Origin of the sequence: Natrinema sp. 74 (assembly GCF_046097095.1) — an archaeon.
Taxonomy (GTDB): Archaea; Halobacteriota; Halobacteria; order Halobacteriales; family Natrialbaceae; genus Natrinema.
The window spans coordinates 3,570,621-3,586,186 of the sequence record NZ_CP175698.1; the positions used below are offsets into that span (position 1 = coordinate 3,570,621).

The window sequence follows — 15,566 nt, forward strand, 5'->3', positions numbered from 1 at the left end:
GGCCCCACTGTTCGCAGCAGGTTCTGAACCCGAACCCGAGGTCTAAGGCCGGTGCCGTCCTACACTCCCGTATGAAGGCCCGAACAGTCCTCGGTGCAGCGCTCGGAACCGTCGGCGGCGCGGTCGTCGGCAACCGCCTCCTGAAACGGCGCGCGGGCGAGCTCGAGAATCCACTCCCCGGCATCGAACGTACTTACCGCTGGCGGGGGATCGAGACGACCTACACCGTCGCCGGCGATCCGAACGACCCCGACATGCTCTTGCTCCACGGGATTTATGCTGGGGCGAGCAGCAACGAGTTCGAACCGATCGTGGAGCAACTGGCCGAGAACTATCACGTCTACGCGGTCGACCTCCCCGGCTTCGCCCGCTCGGAGCGGCCGCCGCTGGTCTACTCGGCCTCCCTCTACGCCGAATTCGTCCGCGACTTCGTGGACGACGTCACTGACGACCCGATCGTCGTCGCCTCCTCGTTGACCGGTGCGTTCGCGGTCGACGCCGCCGACGAGACCGAGATCGAACGGCTGGTATTGATCTGTCCGACCGAGGAGACGACCGACGTGCGCCCGTGGGTCCGTACCCTCCTGCGGACGCCGATCGTCGGGACAACGCTGTACAACCTGCTCGCGAGCAAGCCGTCGATCCGACACTTCTACGACCGCGACGGCTACTACGACGCCGACCGCATTGATTCCGACGAGGTCCAGTACGCCTGGGACAGCGCCCACCAGCCCGGGTCGCGCTACGCGCCCGCCTCCTTCGCCGCGGGTACCCTCGACCCCGAGTTCGACCTCGCGACGGAACTGGCGGGCCTCGAGACGCCGACAACGCTCGTCTGGGGCCGCGACGCCGCCCTCGTCCCGCTCCGGGAGGGCCGTGACCTCGCGGAGGCGGCCGACTGCGATCTGGTCGTCATCGACTACGCGACGCAGTTGCCCCACGCCGAACACCCCGCTAAGTTCGTCGAATACCTGAGCGCGGAGCTACCGCGGGCGGGTACCGGCGAGTAAGTTAGTGCTGGACCTACTCGAACAGTTGCGGCGACACCGCCGCCTGCTCGCGTTCGTCGCCCATCCCCGTCGTGACCACCAGTCGCATTCCGCGGCGGACGCTCATGTCGATCTCGTGGACCTGCTCCTCGGGTAGTAAGACGAGTCGGCCGGCGGTCGGGTTCGGGCTGTTCGGCAGGAAGACGTTGTAGACGTCCTGTCCAGCCACGTCCTCGACCGGTCGCGGGCTCTCGCCGGTGACGAGGCCGATCATGTAGACGCCCTCACGGGGGTACTCGACCAGGACGACGCTCTCATAGCCGGTCTTGCGCTCGACCAGTGAGTCCGCAACCTGCCGGACGCTACCGTAGATCGTACTGACCAGCGGGACGACGTTTATGAGACGGCCGATGTTGCCGAACAGGTGCCGGCCGGCGCTCTGCTGGGCGAGAAAGCCGAGGACGACGACCGCCGCGACGATCAGGACGACGGCCAGCAGTTGGGCGACGACCTCGACGTTCCGCGTGTACTGTGCGAGTCCAACGGCGCGGACGACCGGCGTGACGAACTGCAGCGACCAGTTGACGAGAAACCGAAGAATGTACAGCGTGACGGCCAGCGGTGCGACCAGGATCAGCCCCGCCACGAAACTGCTCTTGATGCGAGACGAGAGCGTCATACCCCGTTGTATTCTCGAAAGTAAAAATACTCACTGCCAACTTGACGTGTCGTCAGAAGCTTCCGAACGGTATCGATTCTCGCCACGAGGATCAGGAGAACTCGTTTTTCCGGCGTCTTACGTCCTGATGAACTCCACCTCGCCCACGTCGACGTCTCGGAAGGATTCGTCGAAGAGGTGATGACTCGACTGAGGCTGATGGACGACTACCTTCCGCTCGACAGTCCCGTCGACCATGGTATCGTGAAATCACACTACTGTTATTGTCTCCAAGAGGAAGTGAGACGAATCACTCGAATTCCGCCGCTCTATGGCGATTCGAGAGAGCCAATTGGATAGCACTCAGCGTCGCTGATACTCGACGGGAGATATTCACTTTCGACGGTAGGATCAAATCCGTGTAATCGTGCAAGCACCATAGCCGTGCATGCGTCGAGAGCGAGACAATGCTCGAGAACAGCGTTTGGGTCGTTGGATAGGTCGGTGTACGGGTCCTCCACGTATACAGGTTCGTGATATTCGGTGAGCCTTTCGATCCCGCGTTCGATTTGACTGACATCCCCAGACGTGATTCCGGACAAGACGGTGTGATAGGAACGATAGAATACTTCCGAAAGCTCCTCGGAATCGTCTGCGTCTTCAGCTAACCACTCGATAACCCTGTGCTTGGGAAGACCCACCTCCTGATCGATTGAGAGAGCGTCCGCACTGAACGCTATCAAAGCGTGGCAAAAGTGGAAATGGGAAGCATTTCCACGAAGATCTTCGGGAATGGTATCAAGCACCTCCATCACGGTCGCACAGGTCTCGGACAGTCGTTCTTCCGATCCAGAGAGGAGTGCAGTTCTCAGTACCTTATGGCCGTGCCTCCATTTCACTCCACTAATCGTATCCCCTTTGTCTAGCGCCATATCTATCGCCGTCTCGAATTTCCATGTCCATCCATCGGCACTATCATCGTACCATACTTGCGCGCGGCTACACTCCCCCAATGTGAGATACCCATTGCCGATGAGCATTGCGTCACGCGCTGACGGAACCCCAACCTCGGCAATCGAGCTATACTCTCCTCGCTCGTACCGTGCTTCGTCAGTCAGTACCCTCGACTCGATGGCGTTGATGCGATCCGCTATCTTACATTCTCCCATCTTGATATGCTGGTCTAAACGGCACTGTCTAGTTAAGCACTTCTGGTGTCGATCGATGCTTTAACGGCTGTCGCAGCACTACTACTGAAGAATGAGATATGTACTCCTTGTGAGAAGTGTGCTGAAGTAGCTGAATGTTCGTTGCTCGTCGATTGAGTCCTATTTATGTCAGGGGATATATAACGATGTCACAGGATTCATCACGTCTTCACCGTTTCCACGTCTTGCAGTTTCCCTTATCTAGACAATGCCATCTAAACTATTGCCTCAACTTTCTTTCCGTTGTGTTTCAGCCGTTGGGTGACGTACTGATCTCCGTCTTTTTGAAGACGTTCACGCCCTGCGTGAATCCCGAAATCTCGGCAAATCAGGCGACGCCAGTGCCCTTCACAAATTTGCTCAGTATCGGGGTCTCCGCGATGCCTTCGGCGATCTTTCCGAACCGCCAATGGCCTGAGAGAAGAATTCCGGTTTCGTGCGACCGCTATCGGGGTCGGAAGCCGATCACGCGCTCGCCGGTCGTCTCGGAGACCGAAATCTCGAGTTCGACCTCGAGCCCGGTCTCGACGGCTGCGGGGTCGAGTCCGACGACCTGGCCGGTGACTCGGACGGGGCCGAAATCGGCGATGGCTGTCGCGTAGGGGGCGTCCTCCTCGAAGGCCGGCGTCGGGACGTGTGTGACGGTGAACGTCTGGATCTCGCCGGTGTCGGGGAGGGCGAGTTCCTCGAGGTCAGTCGAGCCACAGTCAGGACAGACCCGACGGGGTGGGAGGGAGCCGTGGCCGTTGTCGCAGTTGAGGTAGTAGGCCGCGCCCTCCTCGGCGTCGGCGAGCCACCCGTCGAAGCCGGCGTCCTCGACGTCGTTTGCGTCGCTCATTGCTCCATCACCTCCAAAACGTGAACCGTCGCACTGGCGACCGTGCCACCCGCGTTGTGGGCGACGCCGGTGGTCGCGTCCGCGACGCGGTCGCTGTTGGGGTGATTCCCCGAGAGCAGTTTCGTGACCTCGGCGATCTGGGATGCGCCGGTCGCGCCGACCGGGTGGCCCTTTGCCTTCAAGCCGCCCGAGAGGTTGATCGGCGTCTCGCCGTTCGCGGTGGTCCGTCCGTCACGGGCCGCCGAGATGCCCTCGCCGATCGGCTCGAGGTCGAGCGCCTCGAGCGCGAGCACTTCGGCGATGGTAAAGCAGTCGTGGACCTCCGCGAAGTCGACATCGTTCGCGTCGACGCCGGCGTCGGCGTAGGCTTCTTCGCCGGCCTCGCGGGCCGCGGGCGAGCGCGCGAGGTGCTCGCGATCGTGCAGCGCCATCCGGTCGCCGCCCTGGCCGGTGCCGGTGATCGCGACCGGAGCCTCGAGATCGTGGTCCTCGGCGTATTCCTCGCTCGTGAGGACGAGCGCCGACGCGCCGTCGGAGATCGGACAGGCGTCATAGAGGCCGAGCGGTTCGGAGACCGGCGGGGCCTCGAGGACGTCGGAAACCTCGATTGCACGCTGGTACTGTGCCTTGTCGTTGGTCAGGGCGTTCGCGTGGTTCTTGACGGCGATATGGGCCAGGTCCTCGCGCTCACCGCCGAACTCGTCGAAGTAGGCCTGCGCCATCAGCGCGTATGCGCCGGGGAAGGTCACGCCGGCCCGCACCTCCCAGAGGTCGTCGGCGGCGATTGCGAGCGCTTCGGTCGCGCCGACGGTGCCGAGGTTGGTCATCCGCTCTGCGCCGCCGACGAGGAGGACGTCGTTCTCGCCGGTACGGATCCGTTTGACCGCCTCGCGGACCGCTGTGCCACTCGAGGCACAGGCGGATTCGTAGCGAGTGGCGGGAGCCTGCACGCCGGCGGCTTCGGCCATCAGCGGACCCTGATGGCCCTGATGTTCGGAGAGATCACCCATGAAGTTACCGTAGAATAGGGCTTCGACGTCGTCTCGGGGGACGCCGCTATCTTCGAAGGCGGCGATGCTCGCTTCGGCGAAGAGATCACGGCCGGTCCGTTCGGGGCTGTTCCCGAACGGCGTCAGCCCTGTGCCTGCGACACGTACGTTACTCATATGCATGGTTGTAGTGGATGGACCCGTTAATACCTCGCGATTACGAATCCATACTAATTTTTAATTATATTTAATATCGAGTGATACGTTCGGACCGACCGTACCGGTGAGTGGGCGTGACGGCCTACTCTCCCTTTCCGCGTCCTTATATGATATCCCGCTTCATATAGGGGTATGACAGCCGTTCCGTTCGATCTGGAACTCCTGACGGAACTGACGGAGACGAGTGGCGTCCCCGGTTACGAGGACCGCGTTCGCGACCTCGTCGTCCGGGAACTCGAGGAGACCGTCGACCGCGTTCGCACCGACGCGATGGGCAACGTCGTCGGGACACTCGAGGGCGACAGCGACTATTCGGTCGCCGTCGCGGCCCATATGGATGAGATCGGGTTCATGGTCAGACACGTTCGCGGCGACGAAGACGGCTTCGGCTTCGTCGAACTCGACGCGCTCGGTGGCTGGGACGCACGGGTGCTCAAGGCCCAACGAGTGACAATCCACGCCGAAGACGAGGACGTACCGGCCGTCATCGGCTCGCCGCCGCCGCACACGATGGACGACGACGAGCGCGAAAAGCAGCCGAACGTCGAGGACGTGATCGTCGACCCCGGACTTCCCTACGAGGAACTCGAGGAGCGCGTCTCTCCCGGTGATCTCGTCACGACAGCCCAGACCACCGAGCGCGTCGGCGAGACGATCACCGGTAAGGCGCTTGACGATCGAGTCTGCCTCTTCGCCATGCTCGAGGCGGCCCGCCGACTCGCCGACCCCGACGTGACGATTCACTTCTGTGCGACCGTCCAGGAGGAAGTCGGGCTCCGCGGTGCTCGCACCCTCGGCGTCGACATCGACCCCGACCTCGCACTCGCCCTCGACGTCACCGTCGCCAACGATATCCCCGGTTTCGACGCCGGCGAACACGTCACCGAACTCGGCGACGGTACCGCGATCAAACTCAAAGACTCGAGCGTCATCACGAATCCTAAACTCCACGGCCGGCTCCAGTCGCTCGCCGAGGACGAGGAGATCGATTACCAACTCGAGATCCTCCCGTCGGGTGGCACCGACACCGCGGGATTTCAGCAGGCCGCCGGCGCAAAGCCCGTCGGCGCGATCTCGGTCCCGACGCGCTATCTCCACACCGTCACCGAGGCCGCCCACGTTGACGACGTTGCGGCGACGATCGACCTACTCCATGCCTTCCTCGAGACTGAAGACGGAGAGTACGACTACACGCTCTGAACGGACCCGTATCACGTGTGGCTAGCGCCTTCGCAAAACACTGCCGGCGTGTTCGGTAGCGAAGGTGAGTAGACGACCGCCCTCGGAGAGTGAAATTCAACAAAGCCTTTTATTCATCACGCTTCTTCCGGCATATGGCTCCTTCTGATATATACGATCCGAACGAGGTTTCCCCGCTCGCTTGGCGACTGCTCCGAGTGGCTGCCGGATACGAGCAGCGGACGGTCGAACGAGAGATAGACGATCTCATGCAGGCACATATCTCGATGCTCGAGAACGGAAACCGTTCGCTGTCCCAGTCTCGTCGACAAACCTTGTTCGACCTCTATAGCGCAGAGCTCACCGACGAACAGATCGAAGCCATCGTCACCCACTTTTGACATCGGATTTCAAGCGACGGTATGACACAGCAAGATTTAATAATGATAATGATTATCTCACGATGTATCAATGATACACAGCCGCTTAAGCCAGTCTGGAAGACGGATCGGCCTCTTTCTCATTGCGCTCGTCGGAATGGGTGTGATCGCCGCTGCGCCGTCTCCGTCGGGGCTCTCAGTGGCCGGCCAGTACGCCATCGCGACCATGTTCTTCGCCGGCTTCCTCTGGGTGACCGGCACGCTTCCGCTGGCGGTCACCGCGTTGACGATTCCCGTATTGCTGACCGCGACCGGCGTCTACGACGAGATGGACACGGCACTCGCCGCGTTCGCCGATCACCTCATTTTCCTGTTTCTGGCGGGCTTTATGCTCGCGAACGCGATTCAGAAGTACGATATCGACCGGCGGATCGCGCTCTGGGCGATGGCCAAGATGGGGAGCTCACCGCGGCGGCTCATTCTCGCAGTCATGCTCGTGACCGCCGGCCTGTCGATGTGGGTTTCGAACACCGCGACGACCGCGATGATGACGCCCATCGCGGTCGGCGTTCTCACGCAGGTCCTCGATCGCGACGAACTCGCGTCGGCACAACAGGAAGTCACAGATAGCGCCGCGGCCGAGACGGCGTCGGACGGCGGGACCGTAGCGACCGAGGACGCGTTCACGAATATACAGATCGCGATGCTGCTCGGGACCGCGTACGCGGCGAGCGTCGGCGGCGTCGGCACGATTATCGGAACGCCGCCCAACGCGATCCTCGTCGGACAGCTCAACGCCGTTCTAAACTACGAGGTTGGATTCACCGACTGGCTCTTCGTCGGGCTTCCGATCGTCGTCGTTACGCTCCCGCTTGTCTGGTTCCTGCTCACGTACGTGCTGTATCCACCCGAGGTTCCGGACGTCACCGAGGCCCGGAAGGCCGCACGCGAGCAACTCGAGGAAGAGGGCGAACTCGGCCCGCGCGGCAAGCGGGTCGCAGCTATTTTCGCCGCGACGGCTGGCCTATGGATACTCGGCGGCCTCGGCAAGTTCTTCGAGCCGTACCTCTCGAGCGTCTGGCATACGACGCTGTTCGGCGGCGATGGAATGACGGTCTTCGGCGTCGAGGGCCATCAGGGAGTGCTCTATTACGTGATGGTCGGCGTGGCCGCGGTGCCAGCACTCGTGTTGACCGACACGATGGAGTGGGACGAGATGGTCGACATCGACTGGGGAACGCTGTTGCTGTTTGGCGGTGGCATTTCGCTCGCGAACGGGCTCGCCGATACGGGCGCGACGAAGTGGATCGCGGACACCGTGTTTGCCGGACTTGTCGGCGCACCGATCGTGCTCGTCATCGGCGCGGTCGTCCTGTTGGTCATCTTCCTCACCGAGATGACGTCGAACGCCGCGACGACCAGTATCATCGTTCCCATCCTGATCAGCCTCGGCAGCGTCTTCTCAGCGACGCTTGGATTGAGCGACTTCTCGACGGCGTTGTTCCTCTCGGTCGCCGGGACGATCGCTGCGAGTTTCGCCTTCGCACTTCCGGTCGCAACGCCGCCAAACGCCATCGTCTTCGGGAGCGGCTACATCGAGCAGCGCCACATGCTTCGGACCGGGATGATCTTGAACGCCATCATGACCGCGGTGCTAACGGGGCTCATCTGGGCCCTCTTTACCTTCGTCTGGCCCCACCTCCTGTGGTGACTGAGCGCAGCTTGTAGTGCAGCCGTTTTCGATGGCTCGAGTCGCGTTCGAAAACCGACGGCGTCTCGTCCCCGAGTGTCGGCGCTGGGACGCGACCGTCGACGGCTGTGGGCGAGCCTGTGGCGAGTACGGTCTGCGAAGCGACGACCGCTCTCCTTTCGACCGCACGACCGGGACCACCGTCTCGCGTCGGACTCGAGTTACGCCGGTTCGGTCCGTAACTCGGACAGCGGCCTCGAGAACGCGTACGCGGTTCGGTCGCCAATAGCCACCGTCCTGTGCCGGCCGTAGCATCGGTCGACGGTTACCGATTCCGACGCAGCGACGTTCGACCTCACGCTGGCCGCAGTCGTGACTGACGACAGTAGAACAGCCGCCAGCGCGAGGTGAGATCAGTCAGAAGGCGAGCGCATCGACGAGGATCGCGACCAGTACCGCGCCGAGGAAGGCGTTCGAGGCGTGGAACGACCGGAACGCCGCGCGTTCGGTCTGCTCGAAGTGGAGTCGCACGGCGGCCCAGAGGAAGATGCCGCCGAAGACGACGACGGTGCCGGCGTACAACACGCCGAGGTCGGTGATCCAGGCCAGCGCGATCGTACTCGCAAGCGTCGCGGCGAGATAGTAAATGATGTGCTTGCGAGTGACGGTCTCGCCGCGGACGACCGGCATCATGGGGAAGCCGCCGCGGGCGTAGTCGTCCTTGTAGGCCAGCGCGAGGTTATAGAAGTGCGCCGGCGTCCAGAGGAAAATAACGCCGGCGAGTGCGAGTCCCGGCCCCCCGATTTCGTTCGTGACGGCGGCCCAGCCGATCAGGGCCGGCAACGCGCCCGCCGCGCCGCCGATGACCGTGTTCTGGACCGTGTTCGGCTTGAGCAATAGCGTGTAGACGACGCTGTAGAACACGATCGCGGCCAGTCCGAGCGCCGCCGCGAGCCGGTTGATCGTCAGGAAGGCGGCCAGCGAAAGCACGGTCAACGCGAGGCCAAACGCCAGTGCGTTCCGGACCGGGATTAGATCGACGGCGAGCGGCCGGTCGGCGGTGCGAGACATCTGCTGGTCGACGTCGCGCTCGAGGACGTGATTGAACGTTCCGCTCGCGCCGATCGCGAGGACGCCGCCGCCGAGCGTCGCGATGATAGTCCGGATCTCGAGGCCGGGGCCGGCGGCCAGCGCCATGCCGGCGGCGGCGACGAGACAGAGCAGCCACATCAGCCGCGGTTTCATCATCTGGAAGTAGGCGAACGCGGTCAGCTTGGCGCGGGCCAGCCGACTCGCAGGGAGCGTCCGTTCGGCCGCGGCCGGCGTGTCTCCTGCGAGGTCGTCGAGTGGGGCCGGCGAATCGATGGTGTCGTCTTCGCTGCCTGTCGCGAGCTCTAGGTCCCAGGCGAGCGCGAGGACAATCCCCGAAAAGATCGTGAGCCCGAGCGCGAGGTGGAGTCCGGGGAGGATCGCCACGGAGCCGGTCGTGGCGGTGGCGGCTCCGACGCCGATCTGGACGACGTAGAGGACGGCGGCGGCCGAAAGCGTCGCGCGGACGCGCCTCGAGACGTCGCCGAGGACAGCGGCGACGGTCGTCGCGGCGACCAGGAGGCCGACGACAGCGGCGGTGAGTCGGTGGGCCCACGCGATTGCGAGTTCGGTCTGGTTCAGCGGGTCGACCGGCGCGTGGCAGGTCGGCCACGTCGAACACGACGCAGCCGCGTTCGTCAGTGATGTCGTTGCACCGACGATCAGGAGAAGATAGACGCCCAGCGCAGTCGCTGCGAGCAGTGCGGAGAACCGTCGGCGGGTGCCGATCGGGCGGGGAAAGGACTCAGTTGCCACGGCTATTCTCGTCTCTAGCGTTCGACTCCGCGTATTTATGGCTCCCGCTTCGTCCCGTGTTTTTGAACTGTGACCCTGCGACGGCGACGGATCGCGGACGGTGACGGCCGGCCCTAACCGAGTCCAGTGTCGGCACCGCCACAGCGCTCGCGAGCCGACCGAAGAACAATCAGGCCGCTCGTCGTAGCCGACATCGTGTCCGGCGAATCGCACGGTCGCGGTCGCACGCCTCCCGCGGACGAGTGCACGATAACGGACGTGTCCACCGTCGAGTCTACGTTCGACGTTTGCGCGAACGACGCTCCCGACCGCTGTCCGTACTGCGAGCGGCCGTTCCGACGGGACCGGGCCGAGACGCTCCACCGCGGCCTCGCACACGTCGACCGTCTCTCCGACCGCGAGCGCGCCGCGTTCGAGCGGGCCGTCCGCGAAGAGCGCGTAGAGATTCGCCGGTTTCGGCTGTACGCGCTCGGCGTCCTCGTGTTGCTGTACTTCGGATTATTGATTATCGCCGCGTTCGTCGTCTGAGCGTCACATCCCCATGTCTCCCGCCGCTTCCGGTACCGGCAGGTCGTGGGGCGAGACGCCCAGCAACTCGCCGACGTGATCGAGCGCCATGTCGAACCCGTAGTAGCGCTCGAGTTCGTCACCGTCCGCGGACGGCCGCACCTTCAGCATCGCGTACCCCTCGATGTTCTGTGCGATCACGGCCGTTTTGCCGGACTCGGCCCCGTCCGCACCGCTGCGCTCGAACGTAAGGACGCGTTCCGTTTCGGTTTCGTCATAGGTCGCCCTGATGCCGTTTTCCTCGGCGGTCCGCTCGTCGGTCATAGACGGTACTCGCAGGTCGAGCACCGGGAAGCTGTCGGTTCCGGCCGAACGCGCCGGCCCGTCGCAGCCGGCTTCGGACGATCTCGCGAACGGCGAAACCGATACCGATTTTTCGGTCGCCTGTGAGGTCTGTCCGTGAGCCGTTCGGACCTCACTCGAGCCCGCCAGCCGCTCGCGACGGTTCGACTCACGCGAACCGTTGCCCTCCAGTGGCTCGTCGTCGCCGCCGTCGCCTTCTTCGGCTTCGCCTACTGCTTCGGGCGTGTCCTCGCGTGGATTCGCGGAGTCCCTCTCGAGCCGATCGTGATCGCGGCCCCATCGCCCCCGACGATCTCGGACGGGGTCGCGGTCTCGCTCGGCCTGCTCGTCTGCGTCATCGTCCCGCACGAACTGCTCCACGGCGCGGTCATGGCCCGATACGGCGGCTCCCCGTCGTACGGCGTGGGCGTCTCGCATTTCGTCGTTCCGTACGCGTACGCCGAAACTAGCGGGACGGAATACGCGCGAAACCAGTTGCTCGTCGCCCTGCTCGCGCCGTTCGTCGGAATCACGGCGATCGGGCTCGCCGCGATGATGATCGTTCCGTCGCCGCTGTTGGTCGTCCCGCTGGCGGCGAACGCGGCCGGCTCGATCGGCGACCTCTGGATGGCCGCCGTGCTCTGTCAGTACCCCGCCGACGTTCGGGTCGGCGGGCTCCCCGGTGACGACGGGAGAGGATTCGGTATCTACGGCTCGAGCGAGCGGACTACCGACCGACTGCCGGGAACGCCACTCGTCTCGCGGTTCGTGACCGGCAGCGTCGGGACCCTCGTCGCGATCGCGATGTACGCACTCGTCGCCGTCATGGTCTCGCTCGCGTTCGGCTCCGGCGACGTCGTCCTCGGCGATCCGGACGCCGGCTGGCTGCTCGTCCGCCACGACCGTCGGCCGGACGGCAGCGCCCTCCTCGAGATCGGCGACGGGGCGCTGCTTGCGCTCGCAGCGGTCGGCGGACTCGTGTGGACACTCGTCGCGACCGTCCGGCGGCGGCTCGAGCGCGAGTGAGCGCGAGACAGGGAAGCGTGGAAACCGTAACGCTCGAGGGCTGTCACGTCCACCTCGGCTCATGAGCAAGTGGCTCCGTAGCGGCCGCCGTCGGGATCTGTGTTTCCTGCTCGCCGCCGCCGAGGACGGCGAACTGCGCGGCCAGCGGCTGAAATCGCGCCTCGAGGCCCACTACGACGAGCGGCTCGAACCCAAATCGTTCTACGGCTCGCTGTCGGCGCTCGAGGACGCGGGCTTCGTCGAGAAACGGACGGAGGGACTGCACGACGTCTACGCGCTGACCGACGCGGGTGAACGGCGGACGCGGGAACACGGCGAGTGGGTTCGGGAGTGTCTGGAGGGAGACGTGGCGAGCGAATAGCACGAGCGCCTCGACGCTCGAGGCGGCGACCGATCGACTGCTGTCACGCGGATCAACGGACCGATACATTTAGCATCGGCACGATACCGATAAATTATACGACGGTGTTCAGGAACCCAGAGTGGGGTGATGATCGGTTCGAACTCTGGCTGGTAGCGATTGCCAATCTACTGCCGCTCGCCGGCTACGGGGTGCTCGATTGGGAATTTATTACCGTCGTGCAACTCTACTGTCTCGACGCGATAACGTTGCTCGTCGTATACGGTGGCTGTGCCATGTTCGCACAGCGAAACAGTCTCGTCGAGGAGCGAGAGGAAACCCTTCTTCCCGTCATCGGCGGCGGCACCAACCAGAGCGATGAGCCGTGGACAATTGATCTCCACCGGTCACTGCCCTCGATCTACCCGCGGAATCTGCGGATCGTCGTCCCCCCGGTGCTCTTCTGTGTCTTCCTCGTACTCTCGGCGGGAGTCGTTCTGACGGGGCAAGCGGACTGGTCTGGCGGAGGCCGGCCGGCCGTACCGATATCGCCGTTTCTGGCGGCGCTCTCGGAGTTTACCTCCCCCCTGGTACTCGGCGCGGCGCTGGCGATAGTTGCCGCTCACCTCGTCACCGTTCCTCGCGGTTACTTTCGGCGCCGTCGCCACGAAGCCCTGTCGGCGTACACCACGCTCGAACTCCCAGTTCGCTTCGTCTTGCTGTACGGCGGCTTCGTCACCCTGTATTTTTTCGTCGGGCTTTCGATTCTCCTGTTCGCGGAGTCGACCGTCGCCGAATCGAACGCCGAACGGGTCGGCACCATAACCGTCCTGAGCGGTTTTTTCGTGATGAGAATCGCCCTCGAACGGGAGCGATTCCGTGCGGAGCGGTCGACAGATCCCGACGGACTCGCAGCGTGGGTCGTGCCGACGGATCCGCGCTCAGAGCGCGGGTAATCGCAGTCTGCTTTTCAAACCACCGGCATCGGATACCAGATCAGATCGGATTCGGGAACGAAACCGACGTGGAAACGGACTGACTTTGGCAGTACGAACACGTGATCACCGGACAGGGATCTACGCACACGTCCAACGTCGGTCCGAAGCGGACTTCGAGTTCGTCCCCACCTACGCTCGTGAACCCGGCTTCTCCGCATATCTCGACCGTTAGTCCCGGAATCTGTCCGTAATCGATCTTGACAGGACCAATACAGAATCCCCGGTCCGAGATGCCGTATCCGACGGTGAAGCTGGAGAGGGAGAACGATGCCCCGCCGATGTAGACGTCGACCGAGAGCTCCGCTTCGAGACTTGCTGCGGTAGTGCCGTGTATCCTGACACCGAGACCGACACCCACGGAGAACTCGTAGCCGGCGAGGCTAACCGCCCCAATATCCTCCTTCAGGTAGAAGAAATCCATGGCGCCGGATGCACTAGTTGCCATGGCTTCCGTTCCGCTATTCGTGATTTCGGCTGACGCCTGCTGCGAGGCGTAGCGTCCGTGATAGGGGTCGAAGCCTGGCGGAGCATCGCGCTCGAGGTACTCCTCGTAACTCTCGATTGCAAAGGGCTTACCGGCTGGTGGTTCCGAGTTCCGGTATTTACCGACGTATATCTTGACATCGTCGAGAACGCTGGCCTGCTGAGCACTTCGTCCGGTCCCGGACTCGACGGCATCTGACTTACCGCCAGTCAGCCCCGTCTCTGGCCGTACCTCCATGTCGTCAAGCGCCGCTTCCACCTCCTCCCGCGTCAGGTTATTCGGTTCTGCATCGCCGTGCGTACTGCCTGCCGCAGTGCCGGAAACCCCGATTATACTACCACTAATCCCTGTGCTAGTCACCAGTACCTTTCTCCGTGAGATGTCATTATCTTTGGATATCAATACTAAATGTAATACTATACAGTATAAACCTTCTTGTATGAATTTTATATTAACTCCACAGGGGTTGGCAAGGGCTGGCAGATACGGTCACGGAGGCGGAATTCTGAGCCGAAGGTTCGACACACAGCTGTCTCCACAGTGTGCATCAATGCACCTCCCCCGTTTTCTTGGAGTGACTTTAGTAGGGAAGAGCGAAAGTCACGTTCCTGTCGTCGGCGTGATTGAGCGAGAAGAAGTCCGCGACTCGATTTCCGTCTGTGCTATTCCTCGAGCAGTTGGTCGCCGATCGTGTTCCGGAGCACCTCGCTGGTGCCCTCGTAGATCTCGTTGAGTTTGGCGTCGCGGTAGAACCGCTGGGCGGCGAAGTCCTTGGTGTAGCCGTAGCCGCCGTGGATCTGGATGCCCTCGTTGGCGACCTCGCGGCTCACTTCGGAGGCGTAGAGCTTCGCCTGGGAGGCGTCCTTGATGTAGTTCTCGCCGCGGATCTTCTTGTCCGCGGCCTTGTGCATGAGCATCCGGGCGGCCTGGATCTTCGTGTCCATGTCCGCCAGCTTGTGCTTGATCGACTGGAACTCGCCGATCGGCTGGCCGAACTGCTCGCGCTCGTTCGCATAGTCGCGGGCCTCCTCGAAGGCCGCGCGAGCGATACCGACCCCGCGGGCGGCGATCGTGATGCGGCCGCCATTTAAGGTCTTCAGCGCGTGGACGAAGCCTTCGCCCTCCTCGCCGAGCCGCCGCGACTCCGGAATCCGGAGGTCGTCGAACCGGAGTTCGGCCGTCGGACAGCCCTTATCGCCGAGTTTGTCCTCCGTTCCCTCGACGATGAACCCGTCGTCCTCCTCGGGACGGACGATAAACGAGGAGATGCCCTTGTTGCCCGCGTCGGGGTCGGTCTTCGCGAACAGCGTGACCGTATCGGCCACAGAGCCGTTGGAGATCCAGAGCTTGCCGCCGTTGATGACATACTCGTCGCCCTCTTTCTCTGCGGCTGCGCCGCTCCGTTCCGAGGCGCTTTGCGCCTCGCTCTTCTCCGCAGTGGTCTCCATCGCCGGTACGTCGCTTCCTGCACCCGCCTCCGAGAGCGCGAACGCGCCGATGTCCTCGCCGGCGGCCAGCGGCGTCAGGAACTCCTCCTTCTGGGCCTCGTCGCCGAACTCGTAGAGCATGTTTCCCGCCAGCGACGTGTGGGCGGCAACGATCGTTCCCAGCCCGCCCGAGCCGCGAGCGATCTCCTCGAGCCCGATCGCGTAGGAGTGATAATCCAGCCCGGCACCGCCGTACTCCTCGGGGAAGGGCATCCCCATCAGCCCGAGATCGGCCATCTCGCTCACGAGATCGGCGGGGAACTCGTCGTCGTGGTCGATCTCGTCGGCGACGGGGACGACCTCCTCGTCGACGAACTCCGACACCATGTCTCGAATCTGTCGTTGCTCGGCCGAGAGTGCAAAGTCCATACCACGGGGTTCGGTACC

General features: G+C 63.2%; 16 protein-coding genes. 8 read left to right on the forward strand and 8 right to left on the reverse strand.

Annotated features, from left to right (window positions below; all coding sequences use genetic code 11):
- Nucleotides 1-71: 71 nt before the first annotated feature.
- Nucleotides 72-1,010, forward strand: coding sequence for an alpha/beta fold hydrolase (locus tag ACJ70B_RS17775; protein ID WP_408958321.1), 939 nt, complete (start codon nt 72-74; stop codon nt 1,008-1,010).
- Nucleotides 1,011-1,023: 13 nt separating this feature from the next.
- Here ACJ70B_RS17775 and ACJ70B_RS17780 read toward each other — a convergent pair whose 3' ends face one another.
- The 4 genes from ACJ70B_RS17780 to ACJ70B_RS17795 form a co-directional block, all read right to left on the reverse strand.
- Nucleotides 1,024-1,668, reverse strand: coding sequence for a DUF502 domain-containing protein (locus tag ACJ70B_RS17780; protein ID WP_408958322.1), 645 nt, complete (start codon nt 1,666-1,668; stop codon nt 1,024-1,026).
- 308 nt (nt 1,669-1,976) lie between these two features.
- Entirely contained in the window at nt 1,977-2,816 is an 840-nt protein-coding gene (locus ACJ70B_RS17785; RefSeq protein WP_408958323.1) for a hypothetical protein, read from the reverse strand.
- Nucleotides 2,817-3,300: 484 nt separating this feature from the next.
- A complete protein-coding gene (locus ACJ70B_RS17790; protein WP_408958324.1) occupies nt 3,301-3,693 on the reverse strand; it encodes a Zn-ribbon domain-containing OB-fold protein in 393 nt (130 codons plus the stop codon).
- Nucleotides 3,690-4,859 (reverse strand): thiolase C-terminal domain-containing protein, encoded by a 1,170-nt coding sequence (locus tag ACJ70B_RS17795; protein WP_408958325.1) that lies wholly within the window; start codon nt 4,857-4,859, stop codon nt 3,690-3,692. The genes ACJ70B_RS17790 and ACJ70B_RS17795 overlap by 4 nt, the downstream gene beginning before the upstream one ends.
- A 174-nt stretch (nt 4,860-5,033) precedes the next feature.
- On the opposite strand from ACJ70B_RS17795, the gene ACJ70B_RS17800 reads away from it, so the two are divergent.
- From ACJ70B_RS17800 to ACJ70B_RS17810, 3 genes are all read left to right on the forward strand, one after another.
- Complete coding sequence (locus tag ACJ70B_RS17800) at nt 5,034-6,101, forward strand: M42 family metallopeptidase (RefSeq protein WP_408958326.1); 1,068 nt, start codon at nt 5,034-5,036, stop codon at nt 6,099-6,101.
- 134 nt (nt 6,102-6,235) lie between these two features.
- Complete coding sequence (locus ACJ70B_RS17805; RefSeq protein WP_408958327.1) at nt 6,236-6,481, forward strand: hypothetical protein; 246 nt, start codon at nt 6,236-6,238, stop codon at nt 6,479-6,481.
- A 70-nt stretch (nt 6,482-6,551) separates the two neighbouring features.
- Nucleotides 6,552-8,171, forward strand: coding sequence for an SLC13 family permease (locus tag ACJ70B_RS17810; protein WP_408958328.1), 1,620 nt, complete (start codon nt 6,552-6,554; stop codon nt 8,169-8,171).
- Nucleotides 8,172-8,567: 396 nt separating this feature from the next.
- Here the strand turns inward: ACJ70B_RS17810 and ACJ70B_RS17815 are convergent, their stop codons facing one another.
- Nucleotides 8,568-9,995, reverse strand: a complete 1,428-nt coding sequence (locus ACJ70B_RS17815; RefSeq protein WP_408958329.1) for a heme o synthase — start codon at nt 9,993-9,995, stop codon at nt 8,568-8,570.
- A gap of 258 nt (nt 9,996-10,253) precedes the next feature.
- On the opposite strand from ACJ70B_RS17815, the gene ACJ70B_RS17820 reads away from it, so the two are divergent.
- The gene (locus ACJ70B_RS17820) at nt 10,254-10,523 is read left to right on the forward strand and encodes a hypothetical protein (RefSeq protein WP_408958330.1); all 270 of its coding nucleotides are present in this window, start codon (nt 10,254-10,256) and stop codon (nt 10,521-10,523) included.
- A 3-nt stretch (nt 10,524-10,526) separates the two neighbouring features.
- On the opposite strand, the gene ACJ70B_RS17825 is transcribed toward ACJ70B_RS17820, so the two are convergent.
- Nucleotides 10,527-10,826 (reverse strand): hypothetical protein, encoded by a 300-nt coding sequence (locus tag ACJ70B_RS17825; RefSeq protein WP_408958331.1) that lies wholly within the window; start codon nt 10,824-10,826, stop codon nt 10,527-10,529.
- A 135-nt stretch (nt 10,827-10,961) separates the two neighbouring features.
- Here ACJ70B_RS17825 and ACJ70B_RS17830 point away from each other — a divergent pair, with 135 nt between their 5' ends.
- From ACJ70B_RS17830 to ACJ70B_RS17840, 3 genes are all read left to right on the forward strand, one after another.
- Nucleotides 10,962-11,870 carry a DUF3267 domain-containing protein gene (locus ACJ70B_RS17830; RefSeq protein WP_408958332.1) on the forward strand — a complete coding sequence of 303 codons (909 nt, stop codon included), beginning with the start codon at nt 10,962-10,964 and terminating at the stop codon, nt 11,868-11,870.
- A 61-nt stretch (nt 11,871-11,931) separates the two neighbouring features.
- Complete coding sequence (locus ACJ70B_RS17835) at nt 11,932-12,231, forward strand: helix-turn-helix transcriptional regulator (RefSeq protein ID WP_408958333.1); 300 nt, start codon at nt 11,932-11,934, stop codon at nt 12,229-12,231.
- Nucleotides 12,232-12,335: 104 nt separating this feature from the next.
- Nucleotides 12,336-13,166: a hypothetical protein gene (locus ACJ70B_RS17840; RefSeq protein ID WP_408958334.1), complete on the forward strand. Its 831-nt coding sequence runs from the start codon at nt 12,336-12,338 to the stop codon at nt 13,164-13,166.
- A gap of 40 nt (nt 13,167-13,206) precedes the next feature.
- Here ACJ70B_RS17840 and ACJ70B_RS17845 read toward each other — a convergent pair whose 3' ends face one another.
- Together ACJ70B_RS17845 and ACJ70B_RS17850 are read right to left on the reverse strand one after the other, a co-directional pair.
- Complete coding sequence (locus tag ACJ70B_RS17845) at nt 13,207-14,052, reverse strand: hypothetical protein (protein WP_408958335.1); 846 nt, start codon at nt 14,050-14,052, stop codon at nt 13,207-13,209.
- Nucleotides 14,053-14,354: 302 nt separating this feature from the next.
- Nucleotides 14,355-15,548, reverse strand: coding sequence for an acyl-CoA dehydrogenase (locus tag ACJ70B_RS17850; RefSeq protein ID WP_408958336.1), 1,194 nt, complete (start codon nt 15,546-15,548; stop codon nt 14,355-14,357).
- Nucleotides 15,549-15,566: the final 18 nt, after the last annotated feature.

Coding starts and splice junctions, on each gene's coding strand:
- ACJ70B_RS17775 (WP_408958321.1), top strand. CDS start 72: ATGAAGGCCCGAACAGTCCTCGGTGCAGCGCTCGGAACCGTCGGCGGC.
- ACJ70B_RS17780 (WP_408958322.1), bottom strand. CDS start 1,668: ATGACGCTCTCGTCTCGCATCAAGAGCAGTTTCGTGGCGGGGCTGATC.
- ACJ70B_RS17785 (WP_408958323.1), bottom strand. CDS start 2,816: ATGGGAGAATGTAAGATAGCGGATCGCATCAACGCCATCGAGTCGAGG.
- ACJ70B_RS17790 (WP_408958324.1), bottom strand. CDS start 3,693: ATGAGCGACGCAAACGACGTCGAGGACGCCGGCTTCGACGGGTGGCTC.
- ACJ70B_RS17795 (WP_408958325.1), bottom strand. CDS start 4,859: ATGAGTAACGTACGTGTCGCAGGCACAGGGCTGACGCCGTTCGGGAAC.
- ACJ70B_RS17800 (WP_408958326.1), top strand. CDS start 5,034: ATGACAGCCGTTCCGTTCGATCTGGAACTCCTGACGGAACTGACGGAG.
- ACJ70B_RS17805 (WP_408958327.1), top strand. CDS start 6,236: ATGGCTCCTTCTGATATATACGATCCGAACGAGGTTTCCCCGCTCGCT.
- ACJ70B_RS17810 (WP_408958328.1), top strand. CDS start 6,552: ATGATACACAGCCGCTTAAGCCAGTCTGGAAGACGGATCGGCCTCTTT.
- ACJ70B_RS17825 (WP_408958331.1), bottom strand. CDS start 10,826: ATGACCGACGAGCGGACCGCCGAGGAAAACGGCATCAGGGCGACCTAT.
- ACJ70B_RS17835 (WP_408958333.1), top strand. CDS start 11,932: ATGAGCAAGTGGCTCCGTAGCGGCCGCCGTCGGGATCTGTGTTTCCTG.
- ACJ70B_RS17850 (WP_408958336.1), bottom strand. CDS start 15,548: ATGGACTTTGCACTCTCGGCCGAGCAACGACAGATTCGAGACATGGTG.